Raw genomic sequence first — 16743 nt, 5'->3', positions numbered from 1 at the left:
GTCTGGCCGAGGTTCACCAATGTAGTTAAGCGCGTTTTGGAAGCTCGAAGACCTCCTCGCACGTGATGACGCGCTCGCGTGGCGGGATGGCTGCGGCCAGGCAGTTGAGCAGGGTCGTCTTGCCCGCCTGGGTGCCGCCGGCGACGAGGACGTTGAGCCCGCTCGCGACGGCGGCGTCGAGGAAGGTGGCGGCCTGCCGGGTCAGGGTGCCGAGCCGGACGAGGTCGTCGAGGTGGTCCGCCTTGACGACGAACTTGCGGACGTTGACCTGCCAGTGCGTGCGCGTGATGTCGGGGATGACGACGTGCAGGCGCGAGCCGTCGGGCAGCGTCGCGTCGACGAAGGGGCTCGAGAGATCGACGCGACGGCCGGTGGTCTTGAGCATCCGCTCGACGAGGTCGCGGACGTCCTCGGCCGTGAGGATCGTCGGGGTCAGCTCGGCGACGCCGCCGCGGGCGACGAAGACCTTGCTCGGCTCGTTGATCCAGATCTCCTCGACCGTGGGGTCGTCGAAGTACTGCTGGAGCGGGCCGTAACCGGCGACGACGGCCAGGATCGAGTGGACGGCGAGACGCTGGTCGCCGAGGGTCGGCAGGCCGCCGTGCAGCGAGCGCTGGTCGTAGTCCTGGACGGCGTCCTCGACGAGCCGTCGCACCGCCGCCGTGTCGCTGGCCGGGTCGAGGCCGGTGCGGCGGATGAGCTCGCGCACCTCGCCTTCGACATGGCGCACCGCCTCGTGTGTCGACATCGATTCCCCTGACTCGTCGTGGACCCTGCCATCCTGCCGGGCCACCGCCGCTCCGGCTCACCCAACCTAGGCCAACCGCAACCGAACCATCGCAAACGATCCACAGGGTCGCAAACGTGCACCGGTCACCGCAACGGCCCAGGGTCCCGACGCTCGTGAGCGGGCGCACCCTAGGGCCTCCTCCGACAGGACCGCCGGCGTCGTCCACAGCTGTGGGCGACCGCCGATGCCGGGTGCGCGGGCCGGGTGGGATGTCGGGAGCAGAACCACCGTCACGAGGAGGACCCGTTGCAGCTGCGCCTCACCATCGTCGACCGCGACCGGCCGGCACGCGGCCCGGTCGAGGTCGCCGTCGAGGCCCCCGTGGGGGCGACGCTCGCCGACCTGCGCGTGCCACTGGCCACCGCGAGCGGCGCGCCGACCGTGTCGGTCGAGGTGGGCGGCCGGCAGCTCTCCGACACGGCCGTCGTGGGCGAGCCGCCGCTGCTGCACGGTGCGGTCCTCGTCGTGTCGGACCGGGGCGCGACCCCGTCGGGTGACACTGCGCCGCCCTCCCCCGCCGCCGTACGGCTCACGGTCGTCGGCGGCATCGACGCGGGCCGCATCCTCGCCGTCGGCCGTGGTGAGCACGTCATCGGCCGCGCCGCGTCCTCGGGCGTGCGGCTCGACGACCGCGGCATCTCCCGCGCCCACGCCGTGCTCACGGTCCGCAGCGACGGGATCGCGGTGCGCGACCTCGGGCCGACCAACGGGTCGACGGTCAACGGCCGACCCGTCGCCGCCGAGGGCACGCCGCTGACGCCCGGCGACCGGCTCCGTATCGGCTCCACCGTGCTCGCCCTCGCCGACCCGCCGGCCCGCGCCGGCCACCACACGGTCGACGCTGGCCGGGTCCGCTTCCACCGCTCGCCCCGGCTCACGCCGAGCCGCCCGGCGCGGACGGTGTCGTTCCCCGAGCCTCCGCGGCGGCCCGACCACGCGCGGGCCCCGCTCGTCGCGGCCGGCGTGCCGCTCGTGGCCTCGGTCGTCCTGGCGTGGGCGCTGTCGTCGCCGACCCTCCTGCTCTTCGCGCTCCTGTCCCCCGTGCTCCTCCTCGCCCAGTGGTGGGGCGACCGACGCTCCGGGCGCGCGTCGCACCGCCAGCAGGTGCGCGACCACCGCGCGGCGACGCTCGTGGCCGAACAGCTGCTCCTCGACCACGCGGTGGCCGACGAGGCCGAGCGCCGCGCGGCGAACCCCGGACCCGCCCGTCTGCTCGACGTCGTCACGGCCCGCGCCACCGACCTCTGGTGCCGGCGCCCCGGCGACCCCGACAGCCTGACGCTGCGCCTCGGCCTCGCCGACCAGCCCGCCGCCGTCGCGTGTTCGGGCGAGCACCGGGAGCCTCCCGTGCTCGACCAGGTGCCCGCCGTCGTCGACCTCGACGCCACCAGGGTCGTCGGCCTCTCCGGAAGCCCGCTCGAGACCCGCTCCGTGGCGGGGTCCCTTCTCGCACAAGCGGCCACGTGGCACTCGCCGCGGGATCTCGCCCTCGTCGTCGTCTCCACTCCCCACGCGGCCGAGGAGTGGTCGTGGTGCCGACTGCTCCCCCATGCCAGCGGGTACACCGGCGGCGCCGCCGCGGAGACCGCGACGGAAACCGGCACGGACCCCGTGGCGACCGTCGCGGCGTTGCTGCGTGAGGTGGAGCGGCGACACGAGGGGGGCGAGCGCCCTTCCCGGGTCCCCGGTACCGCGGACGCTCACGACCGACGCCAACGCGTCGACACCCTCGTCGTCCTCGACGGCGCGAGCGCCCTGCGGGAGGTGCCCGGCGTCGCCGACCTCCTCCGCGACGGGCCGCCGGTCGGTGTCGCCTTCCTCGCGCTGGACCGCACGACCGAGGCGCTGCCCGCCGAGGCCGACGCCGTCGTGGCGCTGGACCGCAACGGTGGTGGTGCCACGCTCCGGCAGCGCGGCACGATGCTCGACGCCGTCATCCCGGACCGGCCCTCCGCGGGATGGCTCGACGCCTTCGCCCGTGCCCTCGCCCCGCTCACCGATGCGACGCCGCGCACCGGCGTCGCCGCGCTCCCCGCGCGCGTCTCCTTCCGCGACGTGCACCGGGCCGGCGGCGTCGACCCCGCGTCGGCGACGGACGTGGCCGGGGCGTGGGGCACCTCCGACGGCCGGCCCGTCGCCCGCGTCGGGGCCACGGCAGACGGTCCGTGGCTGCTCGACCTCGCCGCCGCCGGTCCGCACGCTCTCGTCGGCGGCACCACCGGCTCCGGCAAGTCGGAGCTGCTCCAGTCGCTCGTGGCCGGCCTCGCCGTGGCCTCCCGCCCCGACGACGTGTCGGTGCTCCTCGTCGACTACAAGGGCGGGGCGGCCTTCGGCGAGTGCGCCGGGCTTCCGCACGTCCTCGGGGTGGTCACCGACCTCGACGAGAGCCTGACCCGCCGGGCACTCACTTCGCTGCGGGCCGAGCTGCGCCGCCGCGAACGGGTGCTCGCCGCGGTCGGGGCCAAGGACTGGGACGACCACCGCGCCCGCACCGTCGGGACGCGAGGCGCCTCCGGGGACCACGACCGGCTCGCGCGCCTCGTCATCGTCGTCGACGAGTTCAAGGCGCTGGCCGACGACCTGCCCGAGTTCGTCGACGGCCTCGTCCGGATCGCAGCGGTAGGGCGGTCGCTCGGGGTCCACGTCGTGCTCGCGACGCAGCGGCCGGGTGGCATCGTCAGCGCCGACATGCGCGCCAACGTCTCCTTGCGGCTGTGCCTGCGGGTGCGCGAACGCTCCGACAGCGTCGACGTCATCGACGCGCCGGACGCGGCGGCGGTCCCCGACTCCCTGCCCGGACGCGGGTTCGTGCGCGGCGCGGACCAGCAGCTGCTCGCCCTCCAGACCGCCTGGGCCGGTGGCCCGATGCTCGCCGACGAGGAGCCCGGCGGCGTCGTCGTCCGCCCACTCCGCGCGGGTGCGGCGCCCGCGTCCGTCCCCGCCGCGCCGGGTTCCGGGCCCGTTGCGGCCCGGTCGGTCCCGTCCGAGCTCGCAGCGGTCGTCGCGGCAGTCCGCGCCGCAGCAGACGCGGAGGGCATCGCCCCGCCACCCTCGCCCTGGCTGCCCGAGCTGCCGACGGTCCTTGCGTCGGCGGGGCTCGCCGACGAGGGCCCCGCCGACATCGGCACGGGTGTGGTGCTCGGGCTCGCGGACGTCCCCGACGAGCAGGCACGCCGGCCCTGGGCCTGGGACCCGACCGTCGACGGCTCGCTCGGTGTCGCGGGCGGTCCCCGCTCGGGGCGCACCACGACGCTGCTGCGGCTCGTCGAGGGGCTGACGGCGACGCGGGACCCCCGGTCGTTGCACCTCCACGTCGTCGAGGGCGTCGCTGGCCCCTTGTCCCGGCTCGCCGCCCTCCCGCACGTCGGCTCGGTCACCTCCGCGGCCGACCCCCACCTCGTGCGACGGGTCCTGTCCCGGTTGGCCGGCGAGCTCGACGCGCCGGTCTCGGGCCGCACGACGGTCCTGCTCGTCGACGGCCTCGAGGCGGTCGAGGACGCCCTCGCCGACATCGACCACGGCGCGGGCCTCGACGACCTGCACCGGATCGTCCGTGACGGCTCGGCCCGGGGCATCGCGGTGGCCGTCACCGGAGGTCGCGGCGTGCTGTCGGGACGGGTCGCCGGGCTGATCGCCCGCCGCCTCGTGCTGCACGTGCCCGACCCCCTCGACCTGACCCTCGCCGGGGTCGACCCGGCGCACGCCGGGCGTCGCCGGCCGCCGGGTCGCGCCATCGACCCGACCGGCGGGCTCGAGGTGCAGGTGGCGCTCCCCGGCGACTGCGTGCCAGCCGGTGTGGACGCCGTCGCGACCAGCGCCTCGAGCGACACGACCGACCTGCCGTGGACCATGCGTCCGCTGCCCGGCGTCGTGGACGCCGTCGACCTCGGACCCGACCCCGGCGACCCGGCGCTGCTGTCCCTCGGCGTCGGCGGAGACGCCGCCCTACCCGTCCGCCTCGACCTGCGAACGATGCCACGACGCCTCCTCGTCGCCGGTCCGGCCCGGGCCGGGCGCTCCTCGGCGCTCGCCGTCCTCGCCCGCGGGCTGGTGGCGGCCGGCCGACCCGTCGTCGTGCTCGCCACCCCACGTTCGCCGTTGCACGGCCTGCTCGACGACACCGGCTGCACCGTGCTCGGCCCGGCTGACCGCGACGCCTTCGTGTCGGCCCGTCGCGCCGACCCGGACCTCTGCGTCGTCGTCGACGACGTCGAACGGTTCGACGGCACCCCGCTCGGAGAGGCGGTGCTCGAGGCCTGCGGTCTCCTCGACGCGACGGACGGGCTCGTCGTCGGGTCGGCCGACCTCGCCCGGGCCACCGCGGCCTTCCGCGGGCTCGTCCCCGAGATCGCCCGCGACGGTCACGGCCTCCTCCTCGGCGCCGGCTCGGCGGCCGACGGCGACCTCCTCGGCGCCCGCCTCGAGGGCCCGTTCGAGCGACGGGCCGGGCGAGGGCACCTCGTCCGCGACGGCCAGACGGTCCCGGTGCAGGTCGTGCGAGCGGAGCCCGCCCCCGTCGACGGCGCGTGAGGCCGCACGCTGGGCAGACACGGCACGCGCCTCGGCCGTCGTTCTGCCACGCTCGGACCCGACGCTAGCCCGACGAGACCGAACGCGAGGAGCTGCCATGCCACGTGGTGCCCGAGAGATCACGCTGCGCTTCCTCGCCGCCCCGACCGACGCCGGCTACTCCGGCACCGTCGGCGGTGGCCGGGTCCTCGAGTGGATCGACAAGGCCGGGTACGCCGCCGCGGCCGGCTGGAGCGGCACGTACAGCGTCACCGCCTACGTGGGCAACGTCCGGTTCACCCGCCCCGTCGAGGTCGGCGACCTCGTCGAGGCCACGGCGCACATCGTGCACACCGGCACGTCGAGCATGCACATCCACGTCACCGTGTCGGCCGGCAACCCGCGCGAGGGCGACCTGCACCCGACCACCGAGTGCCTCATGATCTTCGTGGCCGTCGACGCCGACGGAAAGCCGACGCCGGTGCCGGAGTACGAGCCGGAGACCGACGAGGAGCGCGGCTGGCAGGAGGCCGCCGTCGCGCGGATCGGGCTGCGGGCCGACATCGCCGAGGCGATGAGGGCCCAGAGCTACAGCGACGCCGGCACCGCGCCCCGGGCCGTGCTGCGCTTCCTGGCCGCGCCCACGGACGTCAACTGGGGCGGCAAGGTCCACGGCGGCATCGTCATGCGCTGGATCGACGAGGCCGCGCACGTCCTCGCGACGCAGTGGACGGGCAGCGCGGCCAACGTCGCCGTGTACGCCGGTGGCGTCCGCTTCTACCGTCCGCTGCGCATCGGCCACCTCGTCGAGGTCGAGGCCCGGCTGCTGCTCACCGGCACCTCGAGCATGCACATCAGCGTGCACGTCCGCTCCGGCGACCCGGCCACCGGCGAGCTCGCCCTGACGACGCACTCACTCATCGTGTTCGTGCCGCTCGACGCCGAGGGGCGCGCCCTCGCGGCCAAGCCGTGGCACCCCGTCAGTGACGAGGACGCCGCCCTGCGCGACCACGCCGTCGAGCTCGTCGAGCTGCGCAACCGGGTCGCGGAGGAGCGCCACATCCCCTGAGCCGCAAGGCAGCCCACGCCGCTCAGGCCCTGCCGGTCGCAGCCTGCTCGATCGCGTCGACGACGACCGACACGTCGGGCAGGGCCGCGACCTCCGCCGCCAGACCGAGCGCCACGTCGCGATAGCTGTCACCGGCGAGCACCTGCGCCACGGCGTCCCCCAGCCCGCCGAGCTCTGCGGCACCGCCGAACAGCCCGACACCTGCACCGACGTCGTGGACGCGTCCGGCGTTGAGCCGCTGGTCGCTCGCGAAGAGCGGCACGACCACCTGCGGCACCCCTGCGGCGACGGCCGCCATCGTCGTGCCGAACCCCCCGTGGCCGACGCACACCGCCGACAGCGGCATGACCTCGTCCTGCGGCCACCACTGCGCCACGTGCGAGTTCGTCGGCCAGGGCCGGAGCAAGTCGGGGTCCACGCCCCGTCCGGTCGTGAGCAGCACCCGCACAGGTGCTTCGGCGAGCGCGGCGAGCGCCGCCCCGTACACGTGCCCGAGGTGCCCGAGGTTGCCGGCGACCGACCCGAACGTCACGTACACGAGCGGCGCATCGGCGTCACCCCACGCCGCGGGCAGGGTGCCGGTCGGCGCAGCCCCCGGGACGCGGTAGCGCACGACGCGCTGCCCCGCCGGATCATGTCCGTCGAGCCCGGGCGGCACCGACGTACAGATCGTCTCGCCCGCCAGCGCGGCCGCGAGCGTCCCTGCGGAGAGGCCCGCGGCGGCGTCGAGCTCGGAGAGCGGCTCGCCGAGCAGCGACTCCGCCCAGCGCAGCATGCGCGTGACGCCGATCGACACCTGCGCGTGCGGGACGCCGTCAGCCACGGCCGCTGCGAGGGAACCGAGCTCGATCGGCTCGCGCACCACGACGTCGGGCCGCCACGAACCGATGACCCGTCGCACCCCGGGGAGGGCCTGCTGCGCGTCGAGGCGACCGAAGACCTCTTGCAGGACGCGCCGGTTGGCCTCGTCCTCGGGCAGCCCCGGCAGCTCGCGGAACACCGCCTCCATGAGGGGGCCGGGCACGTCGTCGAACGGCTCGTGCGCCAGGCCCGCCCGGGCCACGTCGTCGGCGAACGACGCCGGCGCCGCGACCCGCACCTCGTGCCCAGCCGCCGCGCACGCCCGCGCCACGGGGACGAGCGGGCCGAAGTGCCCGGCGCCCGCGGTCGTCGAGAAGAGGACGCGCACCCGACCAGCGTCGCACGCGAGCCGGGCGGACACCCCGTGTTCACCCGATGGCCACCCCGAGAGCACCCGTCCCCTTCCCCGGCCCGCCTAGCGTCGCTGACGGCCCGACCCGCGCGAGGTCGACGCGACGCCGACGCGACGCGCGCGGGCGAGGACGACTCACACCACCCTTTCGCCGAAGGAGCACCTCGAGTGACGCCTCAGCTTCTCCCCCTCGTCTCGACCCCGCGGCACGGTTCGCGCAGCCGCATGACGTGCCACTACCGCTGCAACAGCGCCTGTGACGCCCCCGTGCCCAACGAGTCCGGCAACGCCTCGATGCACGACCTCGTCGAGGGCGCCCTGGCACGCCGCTCCGTCCTCAAGGGCAGCGCCCTGGGGGCCGGCGCGCTCGTCCTCGCCGGACTCGCCGCCGGGCCGGCCGCGCCCGCCGCCGCGTCCAGCGCCCCGGCCGGCAAGGGCCACGGCCGCCCGACGGGGGACGTCGGCCGCGCCGCGTTCACCCCCGTCACGCCGAACAACGCCGACGCCGTGACCAACGCCCCCGAGTACACCCAGAACGTCGTCATCCGCTGGGGCGACCCGGTGGAGGCCGGCGCCCCGCGCTTCGACGTCCACGCCCAGACGCCGGAGGCTCAGGCCCGCCAGTTCGGCTACAACAACGACTACGTCGGCGTGCTGCCCCTGGACGGCAAGCGGGCCCTGCTCGTCACCAACCACGAGTACACCGACGAGAACCTCATGTTCCCGACCGGCGAGTACGACGACGCCACGGTCAAGAAGATCGCGATGGCCGCGCACGGCATGGCCGTCGTGACGATCGAGCGCGGTCGGGCCGAGGGCTCGTGGGTGCGCGCCGACCACCGCCGTGCCAAGCACAACCGCCGCATCACCGTGCACACCGAGTTCGCCTTCCACGGCCCGGCCGCCGGCCACGAGCTGCTCCGCACCGCCGCAGACCCGACCGGCACCCGCGTGCACGGCACGTTCGGCAACTGCGCCGGCGGCACGACCCCGTGGGGCACCGTGCTGTCCGGCGAGGAGAACTTCAACGGCTACTTCGACGCGTCCGGCGCGGTCGACCCGGCGAACGCCGCGTCGTTCAAGCGCTACGGCATCCCGACGTCGGCGGTGACCAACCGCGGCTGGTCGAGCGTCGACGAGCGCTTCGACCTCGCCAAGCACCCGCACGAGGCCTACCGCTTCGGCTGGGTCGTCGAGGTCGACCCGTTCGAGCCGGACTCGACGCCGGTCAAGCAGACCATGCTCGGCCGGTTCAAGCACGAGGGCGCCAACGTCACGATCAGCGACTCGGGCCACGCCGTCGCCTACATGGGCGACGACGAGCGCGGCGACTACATCTACAAGTTCGTCTCGGCCGACCGGTTCCGCGAGGGCCCCTCGCGCACCGCCCGACGCCACAACAAGACGCTGCTGACCCGAGGCACCCTCTACGTGGCGAAGTTCGCCGGCGACGGCACGGCCGACGGCGTGTACGACGGCACCGGCGAGTGGATCGCCCTCACCTCGCACGAGCGCTCGTTCGTTCCCGGGATGAGCGTCGGCGACGTCCTCGTCCACACGCGTCTGGCCGCCGACACCGTCGGCCCGACGAAGATGGACCGCCCCGAGGACATCGAGCCCAACCCGGTCAACGGGAGGATCTACTGCGCGCTGACGAACAACAGCAACCGCGGCACGAGCCACCCGGTCGACGAGGCCAACCCGCTAGCCTCGAGCATGGTGCGTGCCTCGCTCGGCGCCCCGCTGACGAGCAAGTCGGGCAACCGCAACGGCTACGTCCTCGAGGTCACCGAGAACCGCGGCGACCACACGGGCACCGCCTTCACGTGGGACCTCTTCCTCGTCTGCGGCGACCCCGAGGCGCCCGAGACGTACTTCGCCGGCTTCGACAAGGCCAGGGTGAGCCCGATCAGCTGCCCCGACAACGTCGCCTTCGACGGCGTCGGCAACCTGTGGATCTCCACCGACGGCAACGTCCTCGGCTCCAACGACGGCCTCTTCCGCGTGCCGGTCGCCGGCCCGGACCGCGGCCGCGTCGAGCAGTTCCTCACGGTGCCGGTCGGCGCCGAGACGTGCGGCCCGCTCGTGACCGAGGACCAGCGCTCGGTCTTCATCGCCGTGCAGCACCCCGGCGAGACCGACGGCGCGACGTTCGAGAAGCCCTCGAGCACGTGGCCGCACACCGACGGCTTCCCGCGTCCGGCGGTCGTCGTCTCCTACCGGAAGTGAGCGCCCGCTCCCGGCGTCGCACCTCCGGGTAGCGCACGGGCCCGGCACCCACGGGTGCCGGGCCCGTCGTCGCGAGGCTGCCGTCAGCGTCGGGTCGGCAGGTGCGTCCGGGGCGCCATCCGGGGGCCGCGACGCGGCCGGTGGTGTCCCGCGAGGCCGAGCAGGTGCTGCACGCGGTAGCGATGGCCGCGGTACGGCTCGAGCAGCTCCTCGAGGCCCGCGTCGTCGACCGGGGTGCCGGTCAGCGCCCAGCCGATGTCCTTGGCCACGTGGTAGTCGCCGAACGACACGGCGTCGGCGTCGCCGAGGGCCCGCTGGGCCGTCTCGGCGTACGTCCAGACGCCGACCCCGGGCAGCGCCCGCAGCCGCCGGCGGGCGTCGTCGACCGGCAGACGCGTCGCCTCCTCGAGGCGCCCCGCGTAGCCGGCGGCCCGCACCACGGTGCGCGAGCGGGCGCCGTCGACCGACGCCTGCAGCCAGGCCCACGACGGCACGGCCGCCCAGCCCGCGGCCGTCGGCGGCGCCTGCAGGCGCGGGAAGGGCCCCGGAGCCGGTGACCCGAAGCGCCGCACGAGGGTCCGGTAGCCGCTGAACGCCTCCTGGCCGGTGACCTTCTGCTCGATGACCGCCGGGGCGAGCGCGTCGAACACGAGCCCGGAGCGGGGCACGCGCCAGTGCCCGAACCGCCGCCACGCCTCGGCCACCGGCGCGTGGACCGGCTCGAAGCCCTCCGGGTCGTCGTCGTCACCGAGCAGCGCGGGCACCGACCCGAGCAGCCACTCCGCGCCGGGGCCCCACGCGCTGGCGTGGACCTCGCCGGTACCCGGGAGGCAGGCCAGGTGCAGGGTGCCCACGCCCTCGGGCGTCTGCGCGGCGCGGGCCGTCGACCCGTCCGGGCCCCACCACGACGTCGGGTCTCCTGCGCCCCGGCGGAAGACGCCGAGCTGCGCACGGAGGGCGATCTGCCGGTCCGTGCGCCACAGCCGGGTCTGCGGTTCGGGCACGCACACCATCCTCGCTTACACTCGGCACGGTCGTTGAAGGCGCCACGACCGGCGCCGGTGACCAGCAGCTCACACTGCCCTGCCGAAGCCCCCGGCGGCCGCCGACCGGCCGCCGGCCCACAGGAAGAGGACCGATGGCCCGCGAGACGAGCCGAGACCGCCGCGAACGCGTCGCCGCCATGCAGGCGGCCCAGAAGCGGTCCGAACGCCGCCGACTCCTCGTCCTCGTCGGCGCGTGCGTCGCCGTCATCGCGATCATCGGCGCGGCCGTGACGTGGGCGGTCGTCGGTGAGCAGAGCAAGAAGAACGCCGCACTCGACGCCATCTCCGGCGACGTCGCCTCCGCACAGTGCGACCCCGTCACCAACGACCCCGCCACGGGCTCCAGCGAGCACATCGGCCCGGGCACCAACCAGCCCAGCGTCACCCACGTCGACTACTCGACGATCCCGCCCTCGAGCGGCAAGCACCTCGCCGCGCCGGTCGTCGACAAGCGCCGCGTGTACACCACTGCCGACGTGCCGGTCGTCGAGACGCTCGTGCACAACCTCGAGCACGGCTACACGATCCTCTGGTACGACCCCTCGGTCGAGAAGACGCAGGCGGCCAGCTTCGAGGCGCTCGCGACGAAGATCAACGCCATGAAGGAGTCGGCGAACAAGTTCCTCGTCGTGCCGTGGGACACCAAGCGCGGCGCCTTCCCGGCCGGCAAGAAGTACGCGCTGTCGCACTGGTCGGCCGACGTCGACCAGTCCACCGGGCAGGTCAAGAGCCAGATGGGCCATCGCCAGCTGTGCGGCGGGCTCAGCACGAGCGTCGTCGAGACCTTCGTCAAGCAGCACCCCTGGAGCTCGGCACCCGAGCCCGGCGCCGCCTGACGCGTCCGCCCCCACCGTCTCACCGACCCGGCCCGACGCGTTCCGACGCGTCGGGCCGGGTTAGTGTGCGGGACATGGCGATGAGCGGCGAGTACGTCCCGAGCCCCAGCGACTGGGTGCGCAAGCAGGTCGAGGAGATCGAGCGCACCGGCACCACCGACTCCGTACACATCATGAACCTGCCCGTCGTGATGCTGACGATGCGCGGTGCGAAGAGCGGCAAGGTGCGCAAGGTCCCCCTCATGCGCGTCGAGCACGACGGCGTCTTCGCCGCGGTAGCCAGCAAGGGCGGTGCGACGGAGCACCCCAAGTGGTACCGCAACCTGCAGAAGCACCCGGACATCGACCTTCAGGCCGGCACCGAGACGTGGCCGGTGCGGGCCCGGGAGCTGTCCGGCGACGAGCGCGAGCAGTGGTGGGCGCGCTGCGTGGCCGCCTACCCGCCGTACGCGGAGTACCAGACGAAGACCGACCGGCTCATCCCGGTCTTCGTGCTCGAGCCGCGCGCCGCCTGAGCCCTCACGCGCGGGCGGCGAGCCGCACCGCGCGCCGGGCGGCCGCCGGCGTGCCCGGCGTCGGCCAGAACCGGGCCACGAGGCCCTGCTGGGCGAACGTCCACGCGTTCGTCAGCACCCAGTAGAGCAGCACACCGGCCGGCACGAACGCCGCCGCCGCGAGCACCCCGACCGCGCCGAGCCACGGCACGAGCCGCTGGACGCCTGCCACGGCGTCGGGCGCGTCGGTGAGGTCGGTGTTCGGCAGGGTGAACCAGCGCTGCGTCGCGAGGCTGAGCGCCGCCGCGAGGACCGCGAGACCGACGAGGACGAGCCCGGGTGCGCCGGACCCGAGGGCCGGCACGAGCCGCGTCGTCAGGTGCAGCCCGTAGACGGACGCCGCCGACGCGGACGCGACGAGCCCCGCGTCGAGCGCGCCGACGGCGTGGCCGTTCGCGAGGTCGGCGACGACGCGGTAGAGGGCGTAGACGAGCGGCAGCTGCAGCAGGGCCGGGGCCAGCGACCAGGACGAGACGCCGTGCTCGGCGTGGATGCTCCGCTGCTCCTCCCGCATGACCCGCAGCCGGTCGAGGTCGCGGGTGCCCGCGTAGCGGCGGCGCAGCTCGCGCAGGGCCGGGGTGGCCCGGGCACGCGCGTGCGCGGCGCGCACCCCGTGGACGGTGAGCGGCAGCAGGGCCGTGCGCACGGCGACGACGAGCAGGCCGACGGCCACGAGCCAGGCGCCGGGCGAGCCCGGGGCCAGGCCGAGCGCGGACGCGGCGGAGTGGGCCGACGTGAGGACGGCGGCGACGGCGGAGACGACGGGTGAGAGCAGGTCGGGCACGGCAGGGCTCCTTCCCGGTCCGGGTCGGACCGGTGGACGGGTCGGGTCGGCTGGACCGACGCGCGCGGGTGCGGCGCGTCGGGTCAGCGACCGCCCGGAGCCCGCGGCCGGCTCGGCCGACGGGAGACCTCGACGGCGCACCAGAACGGTGACGGCGCCTCGACCCGCTCGGCCGGCGTGCCGGGTCGGGCCCGACGCACGGGCGACGACGCGGCGGCCGGTCGGGTGACGGCCACCGCGAGCGCGAGCAGGGTCGCGGCCGTCGCCGTGGCGGCCACTCCGAGGGCGACCGCCTGGGCCGGGTGCAGCCCGGGACCCGCGAGGACGACGAACCAGGCAGCCAGCGCGACCGACAGCGCCAGCGCGGCGAGGAACGCACCGCCGGCCGACGCGCGGGAGGCGCGGGTGGGCCGGTCGTGCCGGTCGTGCCGGTCGTTGCCGGGCATGTCCCCTCCTCCGGTCGGGTCGTGGTCCTTCCCGGAAGACGCCCGGGCCGGCCGGAGAGTTCCCGACCGCCTCAGACGGTGAGGTCCTCCTCGTCCGCCACGGCATCGCGCCGTTCGCTGACGAGGTGGTGGGACCTGGCGTAGAGCCAGCCACCGGCGGCGACGAGGACATCGACGATGGTGACGATGAAGCGCGACATGATGGCGACCGCGGCGGCCGCCGGTGTCGGCATGGCCGTGGCGAGGATGAGGGTCAGCAGGCCCTCACGGGCGCCGAGCCCGGCCGGCAGCACGATGGTCAGCATGCCGAGCGACACCGACAGGGCGTAGCCGGTGACCGCCGCCACCGTGAGGTTGTCGTGCCCGGCGCCGTCGGCCACCGCGCGGGCCAGCAGCAGCGTGTGGACGCCGAAGAAGAGCCAGACGCCGATGAAGGTCGCCACGGCGCGCAGCACCGCACCCGTCGACAGGTCGTGCTCGAGCGGCGGGCGGCGCAGCAGCCGCAGCCCGAACGCGATGAGGGCGTTGAGCAGCCGCGGCACGCAGAGGACGACGAGCAGGGGCAGCGCGAGCAGCAGCCACCAGTCGAAGCCCTCGGACGAGCCGCTGAGCAGGAAGGACGCCGCCGGCAGCCCCACGAGGAACCCGGTGAGCAGGGCGAAGCCGAGCGCGAGCAGCCCGGTGACGGCGGTGCGCCGACGCGGGACCTTGAGGTTCGCGGCGATGTCGGCCTGCACGAGCACCGACCACAGCGACCCGGGCAGGTACTTGCCGAGCTGGCCGACGAAGTACACGCCCGAGGCCGGCGCCAGGTGCAGGTCGGAGCCGAGGTCGCGCAGGAGGGTGCGCCAGCCGAGCATGGTCAGCCAGGTGCCGATCGCGGCGGCCAGCGTGGACCACGCGAACGTCGGGAGGGAGATCTTGTCGAGGTGCACGGACACGTCGGACCAGTTGCGGGCGACGGCGTAGACGACGGCGGCGAGGGTGACCACGGCGATGGTCACGCGCAGGACGGTGAGGAGCTTCTTGCGGGTCATGTCCGGGCCATCATCGCAGCGGAACCTGCATGCCCGTGCACATCGCGCTCCCAGCCGACGTCCACCGGCGTCTCACCGGCGGCGCAGGGTGAGCCGGACCAGGCCGTAGGCCGCGTCGGCGGACCGGGCCCGCGCCGCGGCCTCACGCATCCGCGCGGTGACGTCGCCGTCGAGGTCGCCGACGAGGACGAAGCCGAGGTCGTGGGCCCGGGCGATGACGCCCCGGACGTCGGCCGGCCCGACCGTCCCCTCGACGCCGGCCGGGCCGAGCGGCACCGTGACGACGAGCAGACCGCCCGAACGCAGCGCCCACGAGGCCTGCTCGAGCACGTGGTCGACGTCGTCGGCGTCGCACCCGCGCGGGTGGATCCGCACGATGACGTCGAGGGAGCCGGTGTCGACGTCGAGCGCGGCGACGCTGGGCTGGCTGCCGGTGAAGTCGATCTCGACGGGCGCGAACCCCACCGCGCGGGCCCACCGCGACAGCAGCGACCGGCTGCCGGTCTCGTCGACGACGACCGCGCTGCGGCGCCCGTCGTCGCGGACCCGCAGGATGGCGGCGAGCGTGCCGAGCGCCGCCCAGGCCGACACCGCATCGCGCGACCACGGCAGGCCGAGGTCGCGGGCCAGGCCGCGCGCGTCCACGGCCTCGCCGGGGTCGCCCAGGACGTCGGTCGACAGCACCCAGTCGGGCAGGTCGGTGGCCGCGAGGCGCACCGGGTCGCGACGCCCCCCGAGCACCCGACCGACCGATCGACGGGCCGCGTCGGCGAGGTCGGTGGCGTGCTGGACGCCGGAGGCGGCGAGGCCCGACGCCGCACGCACGACCCGCTCCCCCGGCCCCGAGGTGATCGGTGGGACCTCGTCCGGCGACGCCTCCGAGGCGTCGTCGGTCCGGTCGTCCCCCTGGTCGTCGTCGCTCGCCCACGCGTCGTCGAACATGCCTGCCGCAGAGACGGACTCGTCGACGGACAGGGCCTCCACGGTGCCGAGGTAGTGAGCCCACGGTGCCGACAGGTCGGGCGTCTTGACACCGTCGGCGAGGCGGCGCCGCACCTCCGGGTCGCCGAGCCTCCTCAGTGCACCGGCGAGCGCCCGCTCGTCCTCCGGCGGCACGAGCAGCCCGTTGACCCCGTCGTCGACCTGCTGGGAGAAGGGTGCGATGTCGGAGGCGAGCACCGGCAGCCCGTGCGCGTGGCCCAGGACGACGTTCTGCGACGCCGTCGCCGAGCGGTAGGGCAGCGCGAGCACGTCGTGGTCGGCGAGGAGGGAGGCGAGCGCGTCGGCGGGCACGTAGCCGTCGCGGATCTCGACGCGGCCGGCGAGCGCCGGGTCGGAGGCGAGCCGGCCGATGACGCCGCGGTTGGCCCCCCAGATCTCGCCGGCGATGGTCAGGGTGACGTCCGGCACCGAGCGCATCGCACGCAGGAGCACGTCGATGCCCTTGTACTCGCGGATGAGCCCGAGGGCGAGCAGCCGGGTCGGGCCGGGGCGCGCGTCCCGGCTGATCGGGTCACCGCCGGGCAGGTGCGGGGGCAGGTCGGCCACCGACACGCGTCGGGCCCCGAGCTCGTGGGCGACGCGCGCCTGCTCGGTGCTGTGCACGAGCGTCGAGTCGACGCGGGAGAAGAGCAGCGACATGAGGGCGGCGTCGCCCGGGTGCGACTCGTGGGGCAGGACGTTGTGGCACACGACGACCGACTGCGGGCGCGGCCCCGGCAGTCCCGGCACGGCGCCGGCCGCGCGCAGCAGGGCCAGGTGCGCCGGCACGACGGGCGGCATGACGTGGACGACGAGGACGGCGTCCATGTCGCGCAGCCGGCGGCCGACGCGCACCCACGTGTCGGGCCGCGCCCAGCTGAGCGCGCGCACCGTGCGCGGGTACGGCGGCACCTCGGGCACCCCGGCCGGCACCGTGCCCTCGGCCCGACGCAGCCGCGAGGGGTAGAGGTGTGACCACGACACGAGCGTCACGTCGTGGCCGGCGTCGGTCAGGTGGTGCGCGAGCATCGTCGTGTGCGCGGCGACGCCGCCCTTGTGCGGGTGCGTCGGCCCGACGACGGCGATCCGCAGCGCGGCCGATCCCGCGCCCGGCCCGGTGGCCTCGACGCGCATGCTGCCTGAGAGGGCATCCGTCATGCGGCCAGACTCTCGCCCTCGGGGTGGGTGCGGCAACGCGCCGCGCGGACGCCGGGGCCGCGCGTGTCGGAGCACCCGCCCGCCCGCTCTA

11 protein-coding genes and 1 pseudogene are annotated in these 16743 nt (G+C 75.2%); 5 read left to right on the top strand and 7 right to left on the bottom strand.

Translation table 11 applies throughout. The features are described 5' to 3' along the window. Positions 1 to 40: 40 nt before the first annotated feature. A pseudogene (locus RY076_RS14775) lies at positions 41 to 748 on the bottom strand (CpaF family protein); the annotation flags it as partial. Positions 749 to 1036: 288 nt separating this feature from the next. Between RY076_RS14775 and RY076_RS14770 the strand changes: the two are divergent. Together RY076_RS14770 and RY076_RS14765 are read left to right on the top strand one after the other, a co-directional pair. Continuing rightward, the gene (locus RY076_RS14770) at positions 1037 to 5320 is read left to right on the top strand and encodes an FtsK/SpoIIIE domain-containing protein (RefSeq protein ID WP_323099380.1); all 4284 of its coding nucleotides are present in this window, start codon (positions 1037 to 1039) and stop codon (positions 5318 to 5320) included. 97 nt (positions 5321 to 5417) lie between these two features. Next, positions 5418 to 6368 (top strand): acyl-CoA thioesterase, encoded by a 951-nt coding sequence (locus RY076_RS14765; RefSeq protein ID WP_323099378.1) that lies wholly within the window; start codon positions 5418 to 5420, stop codon positions 6366 to 6368. A gap of 22 nt (positions 6369 to 6390) precedes the next feature. On the opposite strand, the gene RY076_RS14760 is transcribed toward RY076_RS14765, so the two are convergent. Further along, the gene (locus RY076_RS14760; RefSeq protein WP_323099376.1) at positions 6391 to 7557 is read right to left on the bottom strand and encodes a glycosyltransferase; all 1167 of its coding nucleotides are present in this window, start codon (positions 7555 to 7557) and stop codon (positions 6391 to 6393) included. Between the two features lie 192 nt (positions 7558 to 7749). On the opposite strand from RY076_RS14760, the gene RY076_RS14755 reads away from it, so the two are divergent. Further along, complete coding sequence (locus tag RY076_RS14755) at positions 7750 to 9810, top strand: PhoX family protein (RefSeq protein ID WP_323099374.1); 2061 nt, start codon at positions 7750 to 7752, stop codon at positions 9808 to 9810. Between the two features lie 83 nt (positions 9811 to 9893). Here RY076_RS14755 and RY076_RS14750 read toward each other — a convergent pair whose 3' ends face one another. Continuing rightward, entirely contained in the window at positions 9894 to 10814 is a 921-nt protein-coding gene (locus RY076_RS14750) for a DNA-3-methyladenine glycosylase family protein (RefSeq protein ID WP_323099373.1), read from the bottom strand. Positions 10815 to 10948: 134 nt separating this feature from the next. Here RY076_RS14750 and RY076_RS14745 point away from each other — a divergent pair, with 134 nt between their 5' ends. After that, positions 10949 to 11692, top strand: coding sequence for a DUF3105 domain-containing protein (locus RY076_RS14745; RefSeq protein ID WP_323099371.1), 744 nt, complete (start codon positions 10949 to 10951; stop codon positions 11690 to 11692). 74 nt (positions 11693 to 11766) lie between these two features. Further along, positions 11767 to 12207 carry a nitroreductase family deazaflavin-dependent oxidoreductase gene (locus RY076_RS14740; protein WP_323099369.1) on the top strand — a complete coding sequence of 147 codons (441 nt, stop codon included), beginning with the start codon at positions 11767 to 11769 and terminating at the stop codon, positions 12205 to 12207. A 4-nt stretch (positions 12208 to 12211) separates the two neighbouring features. On the opposite strand, the gene yidC is transcribed toward RY076_RS14740, so the two are convergent. The 4 genes from yidC to RY076_RS14720 form a co-directional block, all read right to left on the bottom strand. Then, on the bottom strand, positions 12212 to 13030 hold the full coding sequence (gene yidC / locus RY076_RS14735) for a membrane protein insertase YidC (protein WP_323099368.1): 819 nt from the start codon (positions 13028 to 13030) through the stop codon (positions 12212 to 12214). Between the two features lie 83 nt (positions 13031 to 13113). Continuing rightward, the gene (locus RY076_RS14730; protein WP_323099366.1) at positions 13114 to 13476 is read right to left on the bottom strand and encodes a hypothetical protein; all 363 of its coding nucleotides are present in this window, start codon (positions 13474 to 13476) and stop codon (positions 13114 to 13116) included. A gap of 71 nt (positions 13477 to 13547) precedes the next feature. Beyond that, complete coding sequence (locus RY076_RS14725) at positions 13548 to 14513, bottom strand: lysylphosphatidylglycerol synthase domain-containing protein (protein ID WP_323099365.1); 966 nt, start codon at positions 14511 to 14513, stop codon at positions 13548 to 13550. A gap of 72 nt (positions 14514 to 14585) precedes the next feature. Further along, positions 14586 to 16652, bottom strand: a complete 2067-nt coding sequence (locus tag RY076_RS14720) for a glycosyltransferase family 4 protein (protein ID WP_323099363.1) — start codon at positions 16650 to 16652, stop codon at positions 14586 to 14588. Positions 16653 to 16743 lie beyond the last annotated feature (91 nt).

Source organism: Intrasporangium zincisolvens (assembly GCF_034724055.1).
In the GTDB taxonomy this organism is placed as follows: Bacteria; Actinomycetota; Actinomycetes; order Actinomycetales; family Dermatophilaceae; genus Monashia; species Monashia zincisolvens.
Note: the sequence above shows the minus strand (reverse complement) of the source record. Positions and strands in the feature narration are given on the sequence as shown.

Bases quoted from the DNA above. Each gene is read 5' to 3' on its own strand.
- RY076_RS14765 (WP_323099378.1), top strand. From the start codon at position 5,418: ATGCCACGTGGTGCCCGAGAGATCACGCTGCGCTTCCTCGCCGCCCCG.
- RY076_RS14745 (WP_323099371.1), top strand. From the start codon at position 10,949: ATGGCCCGCGAGACGAGCCGAGACCGCCGCGAACGCGTCGCCGCCATG.
- RY076_RS14740 (WP_323099369.1), top strand. From the start codon at position 11,767: ATGGCGATGAGCGGCGAGTACGTCCCGAGCCCCAGCGACTGGGTGCGC.
- RY076_RS14730 (WP_323099366.1), bottom strand. From the start codon at position 13,476: ATGCCCGGCAACGACCGGCACGACCGGCACGACCGGCCCACCCGCGCC.
- RY076_RS14725 (WP_323099365.1), bottom strand. From the start codon at position 14,513: ATGACCCGCAAGAAGCTCCTCACCGTCCTGCGCGTGACCATCGCCGTG.
- RY076_RS14720 (WP_323099363.1), bottom strand. From the start codon at position 16,652: ATGACGGATGCCCTCTCAGGCAGCATGCGCGTCGAGGCCACCGGGCCG.